At 45.2% G+C, this 20,461-nt stretch carries 17 protein-coding genes; 8 read left to right on the forward strand and 9 right to left on the reverse strand.

The genetic code is table 11. The features are described from left to right. Positions 1–8 precede the first annotated feature (8 nt). The 3 genes from ICL07_RS01330 to ICL07_RS01340 all read right to left on the reverse strand — a co-directional run bounded on the left by ICL07_RS01330 (position 9) and on the right by ICL07_RS01340 (position 5,264). Entirely contained in the window at positions 9–3,485 is a 3,477-nt protein-coding gene (locus ICL07_RS01330; RefSeq protein ID WP_188086148.1) for a TonB-dependent receptor, read from the reverse strand. A gap of 146 nt (positions 3,486–3,631) precedes the next feature. Next, positions 3,632–4,618: a FecR family protein gene (locus ICL07_RS01335; RefSeq protein WP_188086149.1), complete on the reverse strand. Its 987-nt coding sequence runs from the start codon at positions 4,616–4,618 to the stop codon at positions 3,632–3,634. Positions 4,619–4,691: 73 nt separating this feature from the next. Next, the gene (locus ICL07_RS01340) at positions 4,692–5,264 is read right to left on the reverse strand and encodes an RNA polymerase sigma factor (RefSeq protein ID WP_188086150.1); all 573 of its coding nucleotides are present in this window, start codon (positions 5,262–5,264) and stop codon (positions 4,692–4,694) included. Between the two features lie 192 nt (positions 5,265–5,456). Here ICL07_RS01340 and ICL07_RS01345 point away from each other — a divergent pair, with 192 nt between their 5' ends. The 4 genes from ICL07_RS01345 (at position 5,457) to ICL07_RS01360 (ending at position 7,348) form a co-directional block, all read left to right on the forward strand. Beyond that, positions 5,457–6,047: a TetR/AcrR family transcriptional regulator gene (locus ICL07_RS01345; protein WP_188086151.1), complete on the forward strand. Its 591-nt coding sequence runs from the start codon at positions 5,457–5,459 to the stop codon at positions 6,045–6,047. A 165-nt stretch (positions 6,048–6,212) separates the two neighbouring features. Then, positions 6,213–6,671 (forward strand): hypothetical protein, encoded by a 459-nt coding sequence (locus tag ICL07_RS01350; protein WP_188086152.1) that lies wholly within the window; start codon positions 6,213–6,215, stop codon positions 6,669–6,671. A gap of 3 nt (positions 6,672–6,674) precedes the next feature. Beyond that, the gene (locus tag ICL07_RS01355; RefSeq protein ID WP_188086153.1) at positions 6,675–6,977 is read left to right on the forward strand and encodes a DUF3817 domain-containing protein; all 303 of its coding nucleotides are present in this window, start codon (positions 6,675–6,677) and stop codon (positions 6,975–6,977) included. Then, entirely contained in the window at positions 6,974–7,348 is a 375-nt protein-coding gene (locus ICL07_RS01360) for a rhodanese-like domain-containing protein (protein ID WP_188086154.1), read from the forward strand. Before ICL07_RS01355 ends, ICL07_RS01360 begins: the two co-directional genes overlap by 4 nt. 54 nt (positions 7,349–7,402) lie before the next feature. On the opposite strand, the gene ICL07_RS01365 is transcribed toward ICL07_RS01360, so the two are convergent. Genes ICL07_RS01365 through ICL07_RS01375 form a run of 3 tightly spaced genes read right to left on the reverse strand, consistent with a single transcriptional unit; the run spans position 7,403 to position 12,629 of the window. Beyond that, positions 7,403–10,453, reverse strand: coding sequence for an efflux RND transporter permease subunit (locus ICL07_RS01365; RefSeq protein ID WP_188086155.1), 3,051 nt, complete (start codon positions 10,451–10,453; stop codon positions 7,403–7,405). Between the two features lie 5 nt (positions 10,454–10,458). Beyond that, positions 10,459–11,379 (reverse strand): efflux RND transporter periplasmic adaptor subunit, encoded by a 921-nt coding sequence (locus ICL07_RS01370; RefSeq protein ID WP_188086156.1) that lies wholly within the window; start codon positions 11,377–11,379, stop codon positions 10,459–10,461. Between the two features lie 8 nt (positions 11,380–11,387). Beyond that, positions 11,388–12,629, reverse strand: coding sequence for a TolC family protein (locus ICL07_RS01375; protein WP_188086157.1), 1,242 nt, complete (start codon positions 12,627–12,629; stop codon positions 11,388–11,390). Between the two features lie 194 nt (positions 12,630–12,823). Between ICL07_RS01375 and ICL07_RS01380 the strand changes: the two genes are divergently transcribed. From ICL07_RS01380 to ICL07_RS01390, 3 genes are read left to right on the forward strand one after another with little or no spacing between them, the layout of a single operon-like run. Further along, positions 12,824–13,498 carry a response regulator transcription factor gene (locus tag ICL07_RS01380; RefSeq protein ID WP_188086158.1) on the forward strand — a complete coding sequence of 225 codons (675 nt, stop codon included), beginning with the start codon at positions 12,824–12,826 and terminating at the stop codon, positions 13,496–13,498. Beyond that, positions 13,495–14,778, forward strand: coding sequence for a sensor histidine kinase (locus ICL07_RS01385; RefSeq protein ID WP_188086159.1), 1,284 nt, complete (start codon positions 13,495–13,497; stop codon positions 14,776–14,778). Before ICL07_RS01380 ends, ICL07_RS01385 begins: the two co-directional genes overlap by 4 nt. A 57-nt stretch (positions 14,779–14,835) precedes the next feature. Continuing rightward, a complete protein-coding gene (locus ICL07_RS01390) occupies positions 14,836–17,238 on the forward strand; it encodes a TonB-dependent receptor domain-containing protein (protein WP_188086160.1) in 2,403 nt (800 codons plus the stop codon). 55 nt (positions 17,239–17,293) lie between these two features. Here the strand turns inward: ICL07_RS01390 and ICL07_RS01395 are convergent, their stop codons facing one another. From ICL07_RS01395 to ICL07_RS01405, 3 genes are all read right to left on the reverse strand, one after another. Next, positions 17,294–17,923: a carbonic anhydrase family protein gene (locus ICL07_RS01395; RefSeq protein WP_188086161.1), complete on the reverse strand. Its 630-nt coding sequence runs from the start codon at positions 17,921–17,923 to the stop codon at positions 17,294–17,296. Positions 17,924–18,020: 97 nt separating this feature from the next. After that, positions 18,021–18,518, reverse strand: coding sequence for a 5-(carboxyamino)imidazole ribonucleotide mutase (gene purE / locus ICL07_RS01400; RefSeq protein WP_188086162.1), 498 nt, complete (start codon positions 18,516–18,518; stop codon positions 18,021–18,023). Between the two features lie 5 nt (positions 18,519–18,523). After that, entirely contained in the window at positions 18,524–19,642 is a 1,119-nt protein-coding gene (locus tag ICL07_RS01405; protein WP_188086163.1) for a 5-(carboxyamino)imidazole ribonucleotide synthase, read from the reverse strand. Between the two features lie 130 nt (positions 19,643–19,772). On the opposite strand from ICL07_RS01405, the gene ICL07_RS01410 reads away from it, so the two are divergent. Beyond that, a complete protein-coding gene (locus ICL07_RS01410) occupies positions 19,773–20,447 on the forward strand; it encodes a TetR/AcrR family transcriptional regulator (RefSeq protein ID WP_188086164.1) in 675 nt (224 codons plus the stop codon). Positions 20,448–20,461 lie beyond the last annotated feature (14 nt).

The raw sequence follows: 20,461 nt of genomic DNA on the forward strand, positions 1-20,461 counted from the left end.
TAACGTTTTTAAAAAGTAACGCTGCAACCTGCAGACATCACCCTGAATAAAGGGTATACAACGGCTCCGTCAGTTTGTCCGTCAATGGTTTCCGGATCAAAAATTTTACTAAGCCGCGTGCCGGTCCAGAGGTTCTCGCAGGATATGTACAGGCGCAGGTTACTGAGCTGTATTTTCTGCAACATGGAAGCCGGCAGCGTATAGCCCAACTGTAGGTTTTTAAGCCTGATATAGGAGGCATCCTGCAGGTACCTGGTCTGGGGCAGCTGATTTTTTGCACCACCGCTGAAAAGCGGTCTGGGATAATAGGAGTCCAGGTTCTGTCCCAACGGATGATTAGGGTTTTCCCGGAAATAGTTCATATGTTCATCAAACGCCGTAGACCACCAAATTCCTTTCTGACCGATTCCCCAAAAGAAGTAACTGTCGGTATATACTTCTCTTTTCATTACTCCCTGGAAAAAAGCATCAATAGAAATACCTTTCCACTCCGCCCCGATATTGAAAGCGTAGTTCATTCTCGGCAGACTGTTGCCGATAATGCGCATATCTCCCGGATTGAATACCGTACCCGCTCCACCATCAATTTTCCCGTCGTTGTTAAGATCTCTGTACATGATATCCCCTGCCTCCCACCGGGAGCCGATGGCATTTTGTCCGCCTTTGGGAAGTGTGGCCAGGTGGTCGTTCATTTGTTGCTGGCTTCTGGCGATGCCAATGGTCTCATATCCCCAGATCTCTCCCAACTGCTGCCCTGTCCTGTAAGTCCCCAGTACCCCTGTAACATTGGGATAGTTAGTGATAACCGTGGTGGAGTTAGCGATAGAGAATTTCAGGTTATATCTTAGTTTCCCTATTTCATCTCTCCAGGCTGCAGAAGCCTCCCAGCCTTTCGTACGCAGATCGGTGTTATTAACCAGTGGAACAGCTGTTCCGAGGGTTACCGGTAGCTCCGGCGCGGGGCCTATCATATTGCGCGTGTTGCGGATGTAATAATCAACGGAGGCTGACAGGCGATCCCGGAACAGGCTGATATCGGCGCCGGCATTCCAACTTTCCACCTGCTCCCAGGAAAGGCTACTGCTGATCAGCGCCGGTGCGCTGCTGGTATTGGGACGGAGATTGTTGATCAGCCAGGCGCCGCCACTGGTGGTATAGGGTATGGTCTGATAAGTGGGATAAAGGCTGTTGGTATTCTGGTTGCCCAGTTTTCCATAGGAAGCCCTTAATTTCAATACGTCCAGGGAGGCATGGAAACGGTCCATAAACGGCTCGGAAGCCAGGTTCCATCCAAGGGAAACAGACGGAAACCAGTTCCATCTTTTATCTTCCCTGAACCTGGAAGTACCATCATAACGCATATTGAACTCCAACAGGTACTTATTTTTGTAGTTGTAATTGATCCTTTCAAAGATACCGGCTGTGGCCCAGTGATCATACACGCCGTTGATTTTCGGTACCACGGGCTTTCCATTGGCATCCACACCGGAAGTAAGGTCCAGCACAGGCGAAGAAGGAAGAATAATCCCATTCCGGAGAGCGGTCAGGTCCCTGTTTTTACTGAGTTCATTCTGATACCCCAGCATAAATTTCAGGTTATGGACCCTGTTGATGCTGGTAGTATATTCCGAATAAATATTGGTGTTAAAGAAATTACTTCTGGCAACGTTTTCACTGACCAGGCTGACAGGTTGGAAAGTATACGGGTTGCCATCTACGTCATGGTTATAGGTGATCTGCTGATCGGAATGATTAAATAAAAAACGTTGCCGGTAATTCAACTCAGCAAAGGTTTTCCAGTTTTTAACCGGTTCCAGCACCACCTGAACCTGGTGATAATACCAGTCTGTTTGTTTGCTGATACGCCCGCCATCTCTCAGGTTAAGCGCAGGTGACGGGGCGGCAAAAAGATAGCCGTTAGGATCGTAAAGAGGCAGTACCGGCCAGCCTTGCCGGGCAAGGTCATAAAAGAAGCTGGCCGTAAGGTAGTAAGGCTTGGCATTGGTTTCGTGCACATATCTTAAAGCATAATTGAGCTGGGCCCATTTTTTCAACTGGCTGTTGAGCTTCGCAGTAGCGGTATAACGTTCATAACCGTCTTTATTGAGTTTTATCAGCCCTTTCTGGTCCAGGTAGTTGCCTGATACATAGTATCGCAGTTTATCGGTTCCCCCGCTGACACTCAGATTGTGCTCATGGGCGAGTGTATTATCATCATAGAGCGCCTTGTACCAGTCTATGTTATCATTTCCTTCATTATAGCCGCCGGCCCATTCTTTTGGATTGGCTGCAGATACAGGAATATTTGTTTTTAAACTGCCTGCCTGGAAGTCGCGGATGCGCTGAATGCGTTCATCCGAGAAAAGCGGCGTAGTACCGCTGTTATAGGCAGCATCGTTGAAGTAAAGGGCAAACTGGTAGGAATCTGCCATGTGCGGTGTATTAACCGGCTGGTTGAGCCGGAAATTGTTATTGTAAGAGATGACCGACTTTCCTGTTTTTCCTTTCTTAGTGGTGACCAGCACCACGCCAAAAGCCGCCCTGGAACCATATATGGAAGCGGTGGAGGCATCCTTTAAAACGGAAATGTTGTCTATATCGTTTGGATTAACCGAGTTAATATCTGCTTCCATCCCATCTATCAGGATAAGCGGAGAGCCGGAAGAGCCGATACCGATGGTGGTAACACCGCGAATATTGATCGTTGGATTGTTATCAAGCCCGCCGCCCGTACTCTGGGAGATATTCAGTCCGGGCACCAGTCCCTGCAGCATTTGCGTAGCGTTCCTGACCGGGCGTGACGCCATCTCTTTCATATCCACTGTTCCCACTGCCCCGGTAAGATTTACTTTTTTCTGTGTCGCAAATCCAACTACTACCACGTCTTCCAGATTTTTAGCGTAACGCTGCAACATGATCTCGACGTTGTTTTTTCCGCTCGTACTAACGGAAGCAGGTATATATCCGATGCAGGATGCTTCCAATGTACTGCCCTCCGGGACGTTCAGGGAAAATCTCCCATCATCACCGGTTACCGCTCCGCCTCTGACAGATTTTGCCGAGATGGAAACACCCTTTACCGGGTTGGCAGTTTCATCGCGGACGATGCCGCTTACCAGCACCAGGCCGCGAGACGGAGCATGGACCTGTGTGATGGCAAATGTATTCCCATTCCGGTTAAAGGTTAACCCTGCAGGACGCAGTACCCTGTTCAGCAGAGAATCAATAGGAATATTGGAGACAGACAACGTAATGTTCTGCTCAGGGGGAATTATCTGGTCGCGGTAAGTAAAACGGTATTCCGTTTTTTTCTCAATAATGTTCAGAAATGTTTTTAAACTTTCGTTGCGAACGGCAACGGTTATACGGTCATTTTGCTGCCCATAACCGGTGGCCGTCAGCAATAACAATAGCCCTATGTACAGGGACAACAACCTTTTCCCCGGAGGAGACAGGTAGATGATGGAAATTTTTTTTTCTTTCATAACGATGTGGATTGCAACCAGAGATTAATGTAACACCTGCAAAAAAAGGCAAAGGCCTTCCTGTGCTCCCTGCTGTGGAGCATATATAATGGCATCATGACAATTTGTTTCAGCTAAGGTTAGCGGGATGTTGGTTAATCCGGTTGTTATTTGACCTGAATTGTTATCATACTGCCGGACCGGCGGTAGGAAAAATGATAGTGCAGCTGCAGCGCTGATAAAACTACCTCTATATTTTCACCCTCCAGCGTTCCGGTAAATGTATCGTTGTTGTACCTGTTCCCCTCAATCTTTATCACTGTATTGTATTTTTGCCCAAGTTTTTTTATTACATCGGAGAATTTGGTTGACTTAAATAACAGGGTATCCTGCATCCAGGCGATTTCACTTTCCATGTCTGCTTTTGAAATGGATAGTTTTCCGTTGGTTTTGTTATATACTGCTTTTTCGTTTGGTTGTAAAACAATTGTTTCGGGCTTCCTACCCTTGGTAGTGATCCGTACAGCGCCTTCCACCAGGGCGGTTTCTACGGAATCCGACCGGTCATAGGCTTTCACATTGAATGTTGTTCCCAGCACTTCAATAGTGAGCCAGTCGGTCGTGACCAGAAACGGCGCCTGCTGATTTTTAGTGATCTCAAAATAGGCTTCTCCCCTGTTTAACTTCACCTCTCTTTTGCCCGCGCTGAAACTGGCGGGATAGTCGAAGGTGGCCCCAGAACGGAGTATCACCAGGGAACTGTCGGGCAACTTAACATTAGTGGCGCCTCCGTTCCTGGATTCGATGGTGATGGTGGATGCGGCCACTAGCCCCCATTTTTTACTGCCTGCATAGTAATAAAAGAGGCCCGCGCCCAACGCCAATAGCAGTAATATGGAAGCAGCTATTTTAGCTGCCCTGCCGAAAATGGCGGTAACACGTCCGTTCCGGCGGATGGGCAATCCGCTGATCAGTTCATCTATATCCGTTTTCGCCGGTATACTACCCTCATATTCCATCCAGATACCAGACAAAACATTTTCCAGCACCTCGTTGTCGGTCTGTTGCAGTAAATCCCTTAGCATTTGCCGGTCAGCCGCCGGCAAGGCGCCATTGAAACTCTGCCTGATTAAATCTTCCAGATGGGTACTCATTACCTTAAAAACAGTTCGTTACAGGTTAATACGAAAATGGGAATCGTATCTACTATAAAAAAGTTATTTTTTTTTAATCAAAGAAAAGCAGGAACAACATCAGGCCGCCAGGGCCGATTTCTTTCCGGAGAATTTGCATAGCAGCGGACAAGATATTATAGGTAGTTTGTTCATTGATACCCAGCCGTTGTGAAATTTGGGCGGGGGACAGACCCTGTTCCTTCCTTAATTCAAATATTTCGCGTTGGCGGGGGGTTAGCTTGTCTTTTGCTGTCTGCAATCTTCTAAGGAAATAGTCAAAATCAAGTTTTTGCGTGATGTCTTCACCATTGGTATACATGGCGTCGCAATGTTCCAGGTAGTCTTCAAACACGGGGTTCCTCCATTGTTTTCTCATGGCGTCGATCACGCCGTTCCTGGCAATTTTAAAAAGAAACGATTTAAATGATTGGTCGGGATCAGCTTTTTCCCTGTGGAGCCAGATCTTGATAAAAGTCTCCTGCGTAATATCTTTGGCCATCTCTTCAGACCTGGTAAGTCTGAAGACGAATCCATATAAATTATCCGAAAACAGGTCGTATAAAGCTTTAAAGTCTTTATAGGAGCCACTGCGTAACCCGGTAACATGTATTTTATAATCGTCCAAGGATTGTCTTTTTCTGCGTACGTGGAAAGTGTTAGGTGTGGCCTAAATTAACAAAAAATTACAGTACAGGGAATTTTGTTGGGGGATTACCGGGCTAAAAGCAAGGGGGCACTAAAATAAAAAAGGGCAAACCAGGATGAATGCCGATTTGCCCTTTTTTCGTTTCTTTGCATGACCAGGCAGCATTATTTTATGAAAAAGGCAGCGGCAACAAGACTTAACATTTTACAAAAAGCATTTGAACTGATCTATGTAAAAGGGTATCAAACCACCAGCATAGATGAAATACTTGCCACCACGCAAGTCACCAAAGGCGCTTTTTATTACCATTTCAAAAACAAGGATGAAATGGGCCTCGCCATTATTAACGAGCTGCTGAAACCATCTTTCGATGCCGCTTTTATCAACCCGCTGAAAGAAGAAAAGGACGCCCTCAAAGCCCTGTACGATATGATGTACCAGCTGCTGATGAAAAATGATTTTCTGAAAGTGGAATATGGATGCCCCGCTTCCAACTTCACGCAGGAAATGGCGCCCTGGAACAAAACATTTACCAAAGCGCTGAACGATCTGTCGGAACAGTGGAAACAAGCGATCATCCATGCGCTGGAAACCGGAAAAAAAAGCGGCATGGTCAACTTCCAAACAGACGGCGAACAAGTGGCCGTCTTCATCATGTCGGGGTACTGGGGTATCAGGAACCTGGGAAAACTGAAGAACAGTAAGTCTGTTTATCAAGTCTATCTGAAACAATTGAAAATCTACCTGGAAACATTGCGATAATTTTTTTGACCAAAAACATACTATTTAGTATGTTTTTTTCCATACCTTTACCGCAACAAAAAAAATTCACCGATATATGAATCATTTTACGCGAGCCGGCGCCGAAGGCGCCGCAGGGGCTTTTATTGCCGGTAGCCTGCCGGCGGGGACAAAGATTTTTGCAACATGTACCAGTCACTAACATTCCTTCATTCCGCTATCCGCTGGCTGGTATTAATAAGTTTACTGATCGCCATTTACAGAGCGGCTAAAGGCTATTTCACACAGGCAGTCTTTACCAAAAGCGACAACGCTATACGACATTGGACGGCCACCATTGCACATATTCAGCTGCTGGCAGGCATGGCGCTTTATGTTCAAAGCCCGGTGATCAGCTACTTCTGGAAACATTTCAGTACTGCAAAAACAACGTTTGATCTGCTGTTCTTTGGGTTGATCCATAGCCTGCTGATGCTCTCCGCCATTGTTATTATTACCATTGGTTCCGCGATGACTAAACGGAAATCAACAGACCAGGAACGGTTTAAAACCATGCTTATCTGTTATGCCATTGCCTTACTGATTATTTTCCTGGCTATACCATGGCCGTTTTCACCTTTTGCTAACAGACCTTATTTCAGATAAATTATGAAATCGTTATTCTCCACGCCGGTCGGACGACTGCGTATCATCAGCTACCTGGAAGGTATTTCCCTGCTTATACTTTTATTCATCGCTGTGCCTTTAAAATACCTATCCGGCTCTCCGGGACTGACAAAGCTGATGGGACCTGTCCATGGCCTGTTATTCCTCCTTTTTATATTCAACGCCGTCAGCGTTGGCGTGGAGTATAAATGGAAGTTTAAAGACACTACCTGGAAGGTGATCCTGGCCTGTTTTATTCCTTTTGGCACATTTTATATAGACAAAAAAATTCTAAGTAAAATATGAAAACATGGTTGATCATTGCCGGTGCACTGTTGCTCATATATATGGGGTACCGTGTGTACAGGTTTTATACATTGGATAAAGGACTGGACAAGTTGGTGGCTGCCGGGGCTGTCATTCTGGATGTAAGAACGCCATCAGAATTTAACATGGGACATATAGCGGGGGCCATCAATATTTCACTGGGAGAGATCCGCCAGCGATACACAGAACTGGATACCGCAAAGACCTATATTACCGTTTGTTCTCACGGCCTTCGCAGTGTAAAGGCAGAAAAGCTGCTAAAAGAAAGAGGGTTTAAGAGGGTCTATAATGGCGGAGCATGGAGTGATTTCCAGGAATACCTGCATAAGCATAAAAAAATAAGACATTGACTAACGGACGATAAGGAAGGTAGCTTTAAGCCTTCCGGAAGATATTCAGCATCATTATTTGCGGATATGACTGCCTTTTCGATTGTACCTCCAGTGCATCAAACAAGGTAACACAATCAACAGCAACGGTAGCGCAAGTAAGAACCCTCCAATTACAGCGATTGCCAGTGGCTGATGCAACTGCGCTCCCGTTCCAATCCCGAGGGCAATAGGTGTTAGCGCAATGATAGCCCCCAGTGCCGTCATCAATTTGGGCCTCAGGCGTGTGGAGATGGCATATACAACCGCCTCGTCCGCGTTTTGGGTATGCATCATCGATTCTTTAAACTGTAAGAATGTAAAAATTGCGTTCTCGCCAATAATTCCCACTATCATGATCAGCCCGGTATAGCTGCCAACATTCAGTGGTGTATGCGTAAGATAAAGCGCGATATAACTTCCGCTTATACCCAGTACTGCCACCAACAGGATAATCACCGCATCTATAAAATCCTTATACAGGAAAAGAATAACACCGAATACGAGCAAGTTGGCAGTGATCAGAATTAACAATAGTTCGTCAAAGGATTGCTGCTGATCAGCATAGGCGCCCCCGTAGGCAATGCTATAACCCTGTGGTAGCGATACCTTTGTTCCTACTTCCCGGCTGACCTCCCTCATAACAGTGCCCAAATCACGGTTATCCAGCCGGGCGGTGACAATCCCCATGGATTGTAAGTTCTCCCGCGTAATTTCGGCCTCTCCACTATTGAAATGAAGGGTTGCCAGATCCGTCAACGGACGTAATTTCCCATCCGGCAAAAATATTTGTAGCTTATCAAGCGCTGATACGTTCAGCGTTCGGCTACCAGGATATACCAGCCGTATGGGCGACAACTGTTCTTTTTCAAATACGGCGCCGGCTACATTTCCTTCCAGCGCAGCCTGCAACTGAAACTGTAAACTCGCAGGGGTAATTCCGTACTGGGCCAGCAAGCGGCTATTGGCTTCCATACTAATAGAGGGGCCGGCTATCACAATACCATCAAATACATCCGCGGTGCCGGGTACTTTACCAACAATTGCAGCTACCTGCCTGCATAACGTTTTCAGCTGTTCCTGGTCGTTCCCGAAGATTTTTATCTCCACTGGCTGAACAGAGGTCATTAAATCGCCCAGCATATCACCGATCACCTGTCCAAAGTCAATACGCAATGCGGGTTGCGTGGCCTCCACTTGTTTACGGATAGCATCTATGACCTCGTTGGTGGTTCGGCTATGGTCCTTTTTTAACTGTATCAGATAATCTCCCTTATTGGGTTCTGTAATAAAGAACCCCATCTGTGTGCCGGTACGCCTGGAATATGCTGCCACCTCAGGAATACCGGTGATGATCTTTTCTACCTGCTGCAGCATTCTGTCTGTTTCTTCTAAAGATGTGCCCGGCGGAGAACTATAATCCAACACGATGCTGCCTTCATCCATCTCCGGTAAAAATCCGGTTTCCAGTCGCGGTACAATTAATATAATCGTCACTATTAACCCTGCTATGAATAATCCGCTGATCCATGGCCGGGCAAGGAACCAGGTCACCCAGCGCTGTTTTTTCACATCATGCCCGGTATGCCTTCTTTCTGCTGCCTTTCGTTCCTTTCCCTGATTAGTCAGTAACAGGTAAATGACCGGCAGGCCTATCCAGGTGACCAGGAAAGAACATACCAGCGTAACGATCATCGTATTGGTCATTACTTTGAAATATGCCCCTGCAACACCCGTCATCAGCTGAAAAGGCAGAAAAATCACAATTGTGCTGAGGGAAGAGCCCACCATAGCGGGGAACAGGTAATTTATCGCCTTGGGTATCAGTACAGTGGTTGGTTGATCGGGATGTTCTTCATGTGTACGATGTATTTGTTCCACCACTACAATGGCATCATCAATAATCAGTCCTATAGCCGCGGCAATAGCGCCCAGCGTCATAATATTGAAGGTTTGCCCGGTAGCATATAATACAATCAACGTAAGCAGAAGGGTTACGGGGATGGTGATAAGAATGGTAGTACTGGCTTTCAGAGAACGAAGAAACACTACCGCCACGATGATGGCCAGCAGCAATCCAATCCATAAACTATCAGTTACACTTTTAATGGCATCCTTTACAAACTCAGCCTGGATGTAGTAAGGAGAAATTTTCACATCCGCAGGCAGTATCTTTTTCAGGGCCTCGATCTTCGATGTCATGCGGTCAGACAGATCGACCAGGTTGGCATTGGGCTGCTTGATCACCGCCACCAGTATACCTTCTTTGCCATTCGCATTTACCTTGATGTATTCTTTGGCTTCCCGTATTTCCACCGCCGAGATATCTTCCATCGTCACCACTCGTCTTCCATTGTTACTGATTACCAGTTTGCTGAGCTTCTCTTTAGTGTCTATCACAGCGTCCGTAACAGTGAGGTATAATAAACGGTAATCTGACAGATAGCCATTGGACTTAATAAAATTGGTTTGAGCCAGTGCGGTATTAACTATATCCGGTGTGATACCAAATGTGTTCATCTTTTGCATATCCAGCTGTACCCAGTATTCCTTGCTCTTTCCACCGATGATGCGGATTTCGGAAACACCTTCTACCTGTGACAGGAAGGGCTTGATGGTAAAGGTGGCGAGGTATTTCAGGTCAATAGGCGACCGGTTATGACTTTCTATGGTATAGCCGCTGACCGGCAATATGGAAGGATTCATCCTCTCCACATTGATCTGCACATCAGGCGGCAGTACATTTTTAATTTCTGAGATCTTTGATTCAATACGTTGCTGGCTGATATTGATATCGGCCTGCCAATCCATGAAGGCCGATATTTCGCAGCTGCCTCTGCTGGTGATACTGCGGATCATCTTCAGGTCAGGTACCTGCTTTATTGCCAGCTCCAACGGCCTGGTGACGGTGATCATCATTTTATTGACCGGCTGCTGGCCAGCATCTGCAATGATCTTTATTTTGGGGAAAGTAATTTCGGGGAAAAGAGCCGATTGTATTTTTCCGTAGGCAAACAATCCTCCTGCGATGATAATCGCAAGCAGTACCGTTATCGGATTTTTGTATGTAAACAGAAAGTTCTTCATACCGGCTACTTGTTTGTTACAGTGACAGTGGCAGTGTCCGAAAGGCCATAGTTACCGCCAGTGAGTATTTTGTCCTGTATAGTGAGCACAGGAGACAATATTTCTATTTTACCACCGGTTTCCAGTCCTTTTTGGACAGGCACTTTTACCGCGGTAGTGCTGTCTTTCATTTTCATGATCCAGTACTCGCTTTGCGACTCGTTGGAAAGTACTGCCGCTTTTGGAACAAGTATCGTATTTGCTTTCATTGATTTAATGAGCCGCACTTTTGCAATCAGATTTTCGGGAATGAGTTTGCCCGGAGCAACCCTAATAACATAATTCTGCGTTTGCGCGACAGAATCCACAGTGGGCAATGGCGCTTCCATTACACCAGGCAATTGCCGGCCATCCGGTAAAGCCACCGTAACGCGACGATTGGCAGGTATCAACGGAGTTAGTTCATACGGCAGGCTCAAAATAAAGGCGAAACTGTTATCGTTTGAAATAGTCGCCAATTGTTCTCCATCCTGAACATAGGTACCGGCCTGGATAGCCAGCTGCGTAATATAGCCGTTACCGGTAGCTTTAACCGGAATAATACCCGTAAAGCGGAAAGAGGAATCCAGTTTATTGATCGTGTTCCCCAGGTTTTCGGCTTCTTTTGTTTTCAGTAAAAATAATACCTCTCCCTGGTTTACATGCTGCCCTATTTTTATGTTCGATGTTTGCAGGTAACCATTGGCAGTGGCTTTTACATTTGTTTTCAACAGGAAAGCAGCTGTAGCATTTAACTCCACAATGTCTTCTACTGTACCTCTTTCAGGAGAAGATACGGTGACAGGGGTACCTATTGGCGTTACCTGTTCTCCGGAAGCCGGAGCCGTATGAGAACAGGCGGTTGTCAGCAGGAAGCATGCGGTGCAGAGCAAAGCTGATAATCTCATAATTAATATCAATTAGCGCTGTTCCAGTAATTAATCTGGTTAATTAACTGGTATTTATTGACAATATTCTGTGTAATAATATTTTTTGCATTCAGGTAGTTATTGATAGCAATCACATAATCTGCTATTCTGACATCACCATGCACCAATAATACTCTGTTGGCCTGCATCAGACCATTGGCATAGTCAATTTGTTTGTTTGCCTGGTCAATGAGCTCCAATGTGGATGCCAGTTGTTGCATCAGCTGTTGTATTTGCTGATAATACTGGCGGGAAAAAAAATCCTGATAATTTTTCCTCGTTTCCTCAGAAATAGCCACCTTATTATGTTGCATTTTCCGCTGCCGGCCGTCATATATGGGCACTGTTAAACTTACGCCGGCGCTGATGCCAAAATTTTTGTAGGGATCAAGCGCCAGGGTGGAGTTAAAACCACCATCCGTATATAGGTTTATTTTGGGCCGGTAAGACAAATCGATAGCGGCGTCTGTATTTCGCAGCTTCAGGCTGTCTATCTCAAACTGGTGATAAAACACCGTGTTCTCCAGGGAAGGCAGATGATCCAGGTTCAATGCCGGATCTGCCAGCGGGGTAAAAGCGGTATCTGTAATACCGCAAAGATAGTTCAGTTGCCCGAAGTTGACCTGGTATTGTGCCCGCAGTTGTTTTAACAATAACTCCTGTTGTTGCAGGGTTACCAGGAAGGTAAGGTAATCCGTCTGCCGGTAAGTACCGGTTTCCGTAAGTTTTTTCAGGATGACCTCTTCCTGTTTTAGCAGTTGCAGCACGCTATTGTTAAAATTGTATTGCTCCCAGTCGCCATAGGCGACGATATATTGCGACGCAATACTTTTTTTCAGGTCCTGTTCCGAAATCCTGGCTGTGTTACGAATACCCTGGTTCTGTAAGTCAATCCCATACAATTGATTATTCAGGTTCTTTTTTCCATTCAACTCTTTGGTAGCAGTTACCAGGGCGCTTATCTGGCCTCCGTTGGTAATGGCGTTATCGTATCCGTAGCCACGAATGAGCGGAGCATAAGTGCTATTGCTCACACCATTTACCTGTGGCCCATAGGCGGCGCGCAAGCGCAGACTATCGGCCTGTGACAATCTCACCTGATTCTGATAATCCTTCAGCAGCGGACTATTTTGTTTGCCTTTCTCCAGGTAATAATGCAATTCTTTCACCTGGGCATGTGCCGTTATAAAAAAGAAAATAAGCAGAAAAGAAATGCCCGGCTGCTTCATAGCGCTCTTTTTAACAAATCAACTATTGAAAGACCTGTTACACAGGCAGATTATCATGCGTCCTGATAAAATATAAGTTTTCATGGTATGTGAATTTAACTTAAAATTATAAGCAAATTCTGATTAATTTCTGTAGCAGACAGGAGATCCGCCTAATTCAGAAAAAATTCAAAATTGAAACTTACTTTTGCCGCATGAAGGTATTAATCATCGAAGATGAACTACAGCTGGCGCAGAGCGTTATTGGGTATTTATCCGGTGAGAGCTATGTATGTGAACATGCCGCTACCTATCAGCAGGCAATGGAGAAACTGAGTATATACGAATATCAGTGCATATTACTCGACCTCATGCTACCTGGTGGCAACGGGCTTCAACTACTGGAGGAAATCAAAAAAAGGCAGCAACAGGAAGGCGTCATCATCATCTCCGCTAAAGATTCCTACGACGATAAAATAAAGGGGCTTCAAATTGGAGCAGACGACTATCTGGCCAAACCTTTTCACCTGCCGGAACTGGCAGCCAGGGTATATTCGGTGATCAGACGGCGTTCATTCCAAAACAACAACATTCTTCAGCAGGAAGAACTTCAAATAGACCTCCTCGCCAAAACCGTGCATATTCACGATAAACCAGTACTGCTTACCCGGAAAGAATTTGACCTGCTTATCTATTTCCTGGGCAATAAAAACAGGGTCATCTCCAAAAATGCACTGGCAGAACACCTTTCAGGTGACATTGCAGATATGCTCGACAACCATAGTTTTGTTTACGCGCATATCAAAAACCTTAAGAGAAAGCTCCATGAAGCCGGTTGTGGCAATTACCTCAAAACCGTTTATGCCACGGGATATAAATGGGAAGTATGAGTAAACTGTTAAACAAATCGCTGAAAATATTTATCCTCTATGCAGGTATTGTACTGGCAGGCAGCATTCCTGCCTATTACGTAATTGTAGATCTGATATGGGAACATGAACTAAAGGAACATAACCTCATTGTAAGCGAAACTATTAAGCAAAATCTTCAGTCGTTATCACTCTCTGACGAGGAATTAGCAGCAAGCGTCGCCCTCTGGAATAAACTACGGCCCGAAACGCAGTTGCAGCCGGCAGCTTCCCTATTACCGGACTCTACCTATAATATATACAGAAAAAATAAATACATTCCCACCAAGGGAAAGGACCGTTTTCAAGGGCTGATTACCTATTTCTCCATCAACGGTAAGCCATTCCGGCTCACACTCGAAACCAATATGGAAGAAAGTCATGAAACGATCATGGCTATTGCGGTGGTAACAGTCATGTTCTTTCTTATTTTATTGGGAGGTTTTATATTCATCAACCGGCGCATTTCAGCACGATTGTGGCGCCCTTTTTATAACAGTTTAGAAAAGATCCAGTCATTTAACCTGCATAAACCGCAGGAAATTCATTTTGACCATACCGGCATAGCAGAATTTGAAACGCTCCATCATCACCTGCATAAACTGATCACTGGCAATATTGCCAGCTATCAACAACAAAAGGAGTTTATCCAACATGCCTCTCATGAATTGCAAACACCATTGTCTGTGATCAAATTCAAGCTGGACCTCCTGCACCAAAGCAAACCGATGACGGAGGAACAATCTGATATCATTGATCAGGCACATCAGGCATTAGCCAAAGTAACCAGGGTGAACAAAAACCTGTTGCTACTCGCTAAAATTGAGAATAGCCAGTTTCCGGAAAAAGAACGCATAGATCTGCCTGTTCTGATAGAACATTACGTGCCGTTTCTGCAAGACTTCCTGGACGATAAGCAGCTACAGGTGCAGCTTAATATTACGGGGTCATTCCAATTGTCTGTCAATAAAACCCTGCTGGAAATATTGCTAACCAATCTGTTTATGAATGCTATCCGGTATAGTGAGCCAGGAGGCATTATTCAGGTGTCCCTGGATGAGCGCCGTCTTGTGATGGCTAATACCGGTAACGAAGCCCTGGATACAGATCACCTGTTCCGGAGATTTGGATTGTCGGCCCGCCATCCTACGGGTACCGGACTGGGACTGGCGATTATCCACGAGATATGTCAACTATACGGCTGGCAGGAACACTACCGCTTTGAAAATGGGTTTCATTTATTCAGCATTCAATGGGCCTGATTCTAAATTTCTTCTAAATCGTTGTTCAATTTTGCCTATATCATAAAAATTGAACGGATGAAACGATTTATTAGCGGGATATTACTGGTCTTTGCAGCCCTGTGCAGTCAGGCACAGCAAAACACCATCACCTTATCGGGGATTGTAAAAGATACCAGCGGCCAGGCTGTATTGGCATTTGTAAATGTAACACTTCATAAGGCGTCCGATAGCTCGTTTATAACCGGTACTATTACCGGCGAAGAAGGCCGCTTTAGTATAGCAGGCATAGACCCTGGAAACTATCTGCTTAAATTCTCCTATCTTGGATATCACACCAAATGGCAACCTTTACTGGCAGGGCAATTGAGCAACTTCCTATCTGTGGGTCATATATCCTTACAACGTTCACAGGTAAGCATGAACGAAGTTGTTGTCACCGGCAAGGCAGAAGAGGTAAGCGGGAAAATGGATAAGAAAACATTCTCACCAGCTGCCAACATTAGTCAGGCTGGCGGATCAGCACTAGATGCCATGAAAAATCTGCCGGGCGTTACCGCCGGCCAGGATGGGAAAGTATTGCTACGGGGCAGTGATAAGGTGATGATTCTGATAGATGGTAAACAAACCGCGCTTACCGGCATGGGTGGTCAGTCAGGGCTTGATAATATTCCGGCTTCTGCCATTGATAAAATTGAGATCATCAATAACCCCTCGGCAAAATATGACGCCAACGGAAACGCAGGTATCATTAACATCATCTACAAAAAGGAAAAAAAAGAAGGCTTCAATGGCAAAGTGGGTCTCACCACCGGGTTAGGAGCACTATGGGAAAAGAAAGGCAACTTACCGGATATCCGCCCGCAGTATACGGCTACTCCTAAACTCAACCCTTCCCTATCCCTCAATTACCGGAAAAACAAAGTCAATTTCTTCTTTCAGGGCGATAACCTGTACACCAAAACCCTCAATAAAAATGAATTTACCGAAAAATGGTACGATCATGGAGAGGCAGTCATTCAACAGGTGAAACGCAACAGAACTACCAATATCATTACCGGTAAGACTGGTATAGACTGGCAACCAGACGATAAAAACCTGTTTACTGTCTCGGGTTTGTTCAGCAGTGAAAAAATCCTCGACCGGGGCGACCAACCATTTTTTAATACCGACCTATCCGAAAGACAGCGCCTGTGGCAGTTTCTGGAGGATGAACTGAAAACTACGGCTACCTTCTCCGCAGGCTGGCAACATCAGTTTAAACAGCCAGGACGCGTATTACAAATGAATCTGAACTATACCTTTCACCGGGAAGATGAAAAGTATTTTTTCACCAATATCATGCCCACCTATACCGGGTTAGATTCGTTTAAATTACTTTCAGATGAACACGTTGCCGATTTGACAGCGGATTATATACATCCCTTGCGGTTTGGGCGCTTTGAAGGAGGCGTTAAATTCCGTCGCCGGTACATTCCTACCAACATGCAATTTAAACCCGGTCTGCATTCCCCGCTGGATACTACCGCCGGAGGCTGGGCCAACTACGGAGAAATTATTCCTGCGGTATATGGTATGTTCATATTTGAAAACAAAGACTTTGAAGTTGAAGCCGGAATGCGGGTAGAATATGTAGACCTGAAGTATGACGTAAATCCGCAGCATAATACCTATCGCAGTAACGGGTACCACTATATACAGCCATTCCCCAATATCCGGTTAGCCTATCGCCTGGACGAACATAACAAATTAACCCTGTTCTATAATCGCCGGGTGGACCGGCCTAACGAAGTAGATATCCGTATCTTCCCTAAATATGATGATGCGGAAATCATCAAGGTAGGGAACCCGGAGCTGCGGCCCCAATTTACCAATACCTTTGAATTGGGCTACAAAACCAACTGGCGCAGTGGCTACCTATACCCTGCGTTGTATCATAAACGAATGGATGCGACTATTTCCCGTATAGGCACTACCGTTGGTAACAGCCATCTTATCTACAATGTATTCCAGAATGCCGGGAAAAGCTACCAATCCGGCCTGGAGGTAACCCTGTCTCAAAAAGTCAATAGATGGGTCAGCCTTCAGCTAAACATGAATGGCTATAAAAACATCATTGATGGCTTTACCGTGCTCAACAAATATCCGGAGCCAACCGTCTATACGGCTCCCCGCGAGGAGGCGTTGTCCGGTAATGTAAAGCTCAACAGTATGTTTCAATTGCCCTCAAAAATAGAATTGCAGCTTACCGCCATTTACCTGGCGCCTGACATTGTTCCACAGGGAAAAATCTATTCCCGTTTTTCAATAGATATGGGCGCAAAAAAAATACTGGGTAAAAATGAGTTCTTTGTAAATGCCACCGATATAGCCAACACCCTGCGCATTAAACGTGATGTAAAGGGCGCCGGATTTAGCTATACAAGTACAGATTACTTCGAAACACAAGTATTCAGAATAGGATACAATTATAAGTTTTAACCTGTATCATGAAACACCTGACCAAATGGAAAAAGGGACCGGAGCGGATTGAACGTTACTCCTCAAAGAACGTCACCGCTCCGGTTTCCAGGTGATAGATACCACCCACTATCTTTATCGCCCCGCTATCTGCCAGTGCTGCTATAACAGGACTTTCAGCTTTTAACTGTTCTATTACATGATGCACATTGTTTTCCGTAACATTCTTTACAAATCCGGCATTCTTTCCGGTCCTGTTTTCTGCAGGAGTAGATGTCTCCCTGTCGATAGCAGGCCTTATCTTGTCCAATAATTGCGTAAGACTACCAAGGTGTACACCATCGCAGGCGCCTTTTATAGCTCCGCATTGCGTATGTCCCAACACCACGATTATTTTTGACCCTGCCAGTTGCGTACCGAACTCCATGCTGCCCAATATATCCTGGTTGAGGACATTGCCAGCGATGCGTATACTGAATATATCCCCTAATCCCTGATCAAAGATAAGTTCCACAGAAGTGCGTGAATCCATACAGCTAAGTACTGTGGCAAATGGATACTGCCCGTCTCTGGTGGCATTCACCTGGCTCAGCAAATCCCTGTTGGCTCTCAGGTTATTGACAAACCGTGAGTTGCCTTCTTTCAGATATTGAAGCGCCATTTCAGGCGTAAGGGTACTTTGTGATTCCTTGGAGTGCTTGTACATGTTTTAATGTTTGGGAATTGTTGATGTAAAGTTCAACAGGCATTGGATAAACAAACCCAATACCTGCGGGGCATTATAAATTTATAACGTACACTATCTACACGATTCGATCCAATGTTTCATTCTGCTTGTCAACCTTATCATTATTTTCTTTCTTTAATGCTGCCAGCATCTGCCTGATTGTACTGTTATGGGTACCTAAAATCTGTACCGCCAGCAATCCTGCATTGCGTGCGCCATTAACGCCTACGGTGGCTACAGGTATATCCCCCGGCATCTGCACGATAGATAAAAGGGAGTCCCAGCCATCGAGAGAGTTGGAAGATTTAATAGGTACGCCAATTACCGGCAGAGTAGTGATAGCGGCCACCATACCCGGAAGGTGCGCTGCGCCGCCAGCGCCGGCGATGATGATCTTCAAACCACGTTCTTCAGCAGTAGCAGCATATTCAAACATTTTTTGAGGGCTGCGATGTGCCGACACAACGTTAAACTCATAACCTATCTCAAACTTCTTCAACACCTCTATTGCCTGACGCATAATTGGCGCATCGGAGCTGCTGCCCATGATAATGCCTACCTCTACCTGTTTCATATTTTTTAATTTAAAATTTTTCGTATTGATTCCGCTTTCGCAATAACGTTTTCGATGGTATTATCGGTGACAGTTACATGCCCGATTTTCCGGCCAGGTCTGCTGCCTTCTTTTCCATACCAGTGAAGGTGGGCGCCAGGTATGTCTAATAAACGCTTTAGTTTTCCCGGTTTATCGGTACTTAAGGTAGCGCTTTCCAGTATATTCATCATTAAAGATGGGAAACGAAGTCCGGGAGCGCCCAGTGGCAGTCCAAGTACGGCACGGAGTAACTGTTCATATTGCGATGTGATGCTGGCTTCTATCGTGTGATGCCCACTGTTGTGCGGCCTTGGAGCCAGTTCATTCACTAAAAGCCGGTTATCTTTTGTGACAAACATTTCCACAGCAAGAATACCTACCAGTTTGAGTGCATCTGCAATTTTCCTGGCAAGGGCGGTAGCTTTTTCTGACATCTCCTCTCCTATCTGAGCGGGCGCTATCTGGTAATCAAGTATGAACTTCTCTTCAGAAAACACCATCATCACCGGGTCGTAGCATGCTACTGCGCCGTGCTCATTTCTTGCTACAATGACGGAAATTTCGTGTTTAATGTCAACCAGTTCTTCCACCACACATGGCGCGTCAAACGCAGCTGCCATATCTTCCTTTGTTTTTAACACCATCACCCCATAGCCATCGTATCCGTCACGACGTTTTTTCAGGCAGACGGGCAACTTATTTTCATACCGGTACAAGTCATTTTTGCCCTGGATGGCTTCGCCAGGCACTACCGGTATATGATGTGACAGCAGGAACTGTTTTTGTGTAAATTTATCCTGTATTACTTCGATGGTATCAGGCGCAGGGAAGATCTTTACTCCTTGCTTTTCGAGCTGTCGTAATGCGTTGATATTTACAGCTTCCTTTTCTATTGTAATAACGTCCAGGTCCTTACCAAACTCCATAACGGCTTCAAAAGAAGCCGGATCGCCACAAAAGAAATCGGCCGTATAATGTGAACAGGGCGCATGCGCGTCCTTATCCATAATTGAAACACGGAGACCGAGATCTATGGCCTGCCGCATTATCATTGCCCCCAGCTGGCCGCCCCCTAAAATTCCTACTTTCAAATTTTCAAGCATAATCTACAATTGGCGCAAAGATATAAAAACTATTTAAAATGATAGTATTACTATTACAAAACATAGTAAATTAATGAAATACGAGCGATCTACTATTAAATCGTATTTTAGCCCAACTAATTCATAAAGTATGGAGTTGCAGTTGCAGATAAAAATGAATCCCAACCTTTACCTGAGAGATCCGGACAGTACCGGGCTTGGCCGTAACATCATCAAGCACAGTATAAAGCTGATTCATGATATAGGCTTTGAGGACTTTACTTTTAAAAAGCTGGCTGTTGAAGTAGGAAGTACAGAGGCCAGCATCTATCGGTATTTTGAAAACAAGCACCGGCTACTCACCTATATTACCACCTGGTTCTGGACTTGGCTGGAATACCAGCTGATATTTCATACCAACAACCTTCGTCATCCGAAAGAAAAGATAGATATCGTTATAAAGCTGCTGACTTTTGAAGTGCAGGACAAATTTATTGTAGAGCATATTGACAAGAGCCTTTTACACGGCATAGTCATCTGCGAGGGCGACAAAGCATACCTGACAAAGAATGTGACGGAAGACAATAAGTCTATGTTATTTAAGCCATATAAAGATCTTTGTCATCGTATTGCAGAGATCTTCCTGGAGTTAAACCCTGAATTTGTGTTCCCCCATTCCCTGGCGAGTACTTTAATAGAAACCGCTCACCGGCAGATGTACTTTAAAGAACACTTGCCGCGCCTGACTGATTTTGGTAAATCCAAAGCAGTAAGGCCATTAGTCGGATTTCTACAGCATCTGGTATTCAAGTCGCTGGAAAATTAACCGAAACAATATAG

Origin of the sequence: Chitinophaga qingshengii (assembly GCF_014529935.1) — a bacterium.
In the GTDB taxonomy this organism is placed as follows: Bacteria; Bacteroidota; Bacteroidia; order Chitinophagales; family Chitinophagaceae; genus Chitinophaga; species Chitinophaga qingshengii.